The organism is Streptomyces sp. NPDC033216 (assembly GCF_055577115.1).
Genome location: NZ_JBVIQK010000061.1, coordinates 1 through 1,830 on the forward strand (window position 1 = coordinate 1; position 1,830 = coordinate 1,830).

The 1,830-nt window shown below is 66.9% G+C and carries 2 protein-coding genes; both read right to left on the reverse strand.

Annotated features, from left to right (window positions below; genetic code table 11):
* On the reverse strand, positions 1-818 hold an 818-nt coding region (locus ACZ5Y0_RS36860; RefSeq protein WP_469132993.1), incomplete at its 3' end, for an alpha-amylase family glycosyl hydrolase.
* Positions 815-1,830 (reverse strand): alpha-amylase family glycosyl hydrolase (locus tag ACZ5Y0_RS36865; RefSeq protein ID WP_469132994.1); only part of this gene is annotated, 1,016 nt, incomplete at its 5' end. The genes ACZ5Y0_RS36860 and ACZ5Y0_RS36865, both read right to left, overlap by 4 nt.

The window sequence follows — 1,830 nt, forward strand, 5'->3', positions numbered from 1 at the left end:
CCGAAGTAGTCGACGACGTCCTCGGGCCACTGGTTGGCCTCCGCCAGGATCACGGTGTCCGGGTACTGGGCGTCGATCTCCTTGCGGACCCGCTTCAGGAACTCATGCGTCGCGGGGAGGTTCTCGCAGTTCGTACCCTCCTCGGCGTACAGGTACGGCACCGCGTCGAGACGGAAGCCGTCGATGCCCAGGTCCAGCCAGAACCGCAGCGCCGAGATCATCTCCTCCTGCACGGCGGGGTTCTCGTAGTTGAGGTCGGGCTGGTGGGAGAAGAAGCGGTGGAAGAAGTACTGCTTGCGCACCGGGTCGAAGGTCCAGTTGGAGACCTCGGTGTCGACGAAGATGATCCGGGCGTCGGCGTACTGCTTGTCGTCGTCGGCCCACATGTAGTAGTCGCCGTAGGGCCCGTCGGGGTCCTTCCTGGACTCCTGGAACCACGGGTGCTGGTCGCTGGTGTGGTTCATGACGAAGTCGATGACGACGCGCATGCCGCGCTGGTGGGCGGCGTCGACGAACTCCACGAAGTCGGCGAGGTCGCCGAACTCGGGGAGGACGGCGGTGTAGTCGGAGACGTCGTAGCCGCCGTCCTTCAGCGGTGACTTGAAGAAGGGCGGCAGCCACAGGCAGTCGACGCCCAGCCACTGGAGGTAGTCGAGTTTGGCGGTCAGGCCCTTGAGGTCGCCGACGCCGTCGCCGTTGCTGTCCTGGAAGGAACGGACGAGGACCTCGTAGAAGACGGCTCGTTTGAACCAGTCGGGGTCGCGGTCCTTGGCCGGGGTGTCCTCGAAGGTGTCGTGAACGGGCTCGTTGACGATCATCGTGTGGGTGACCCTCCGATCTGCGGGGTGGACGGTCGCAGGACGGTCAGGACGTGCGCGGGCCGGGTGCCCGGTTCGAGGCGCACGTAATTGGCCCTGCCCCAGTGGTAGGTCTCGCCGGTGAGCTCGTCGCGCACCGGCACGGACTCGTGCCAGTCGAGGCCGAGTTGCGGCATGTCCAACGAGACCGTGGCCTCCTGGGTGTGGTGGGGGTCGAGGTTGACGACCACCAGAACCGTGTTCGAACCGCTCCGCTTCGAGTAGGCGATCACCGCGTCCTGGTCGGCGTGGTGGAAGTGCAGGTCCCGCAGCTGCCGCAGCGCGGGATTCGCCCGCCGGATCTCGTTGAGCCGGGTGATGAGCGGGGCGATGGTGCGGCCCTCACGCCCGGCTGCCTCCCAGTCCCGCGGCCTGAGCTGGTACTTCTCGGAGTCGAGGTACTCCTCGCTGCCCTCCTTGACCGGGGTGTTCTCGCACAGCTCGTACCCGCTGTAGACCCCCCAGGAGGGGGAGAGCGTCGCGGCGAGGACCGCCCGTGCCTCGAAGGCGGGGCGCCCGCCGTGCTGGAGGTGGGCGTGCAGGATGTCGGGGGTGTTGGGCCACAGGTTCGGCCGCATGTAGGAGGCCGCCTCGCCCGACAGCTCGGTCAGGTACTCGGTGAGTTCCTCCTTGGTGTTGCGCCAGGTGAAGTACGTGTACGACTGCTGGAAACCGATCTGCGCGAGGGTGTGCATCATCGCGGGCCGGGTGAACGCCTCGGCGAGGAAGACCACGTCTGGGTCGGTCCGGTTGATCTCCCCGATGACCCGCTCCCAGAACACCACCGGCTTGGTGTGCGGGTTGTCCACCCGGAAGATGCGCACGCCGTACGACATCCAGTGCCGCAGCACCCGCAGGGTCTCGGCGACCAGCCCGTCCATGTCGGCGTCGAAGGCGATCGGGTAGATGTCCTGGTACTTCTTCGGCGGGTTCTCGGCGTACGCGATCGTCCCGTCCGGCCGGTGGTGGAACC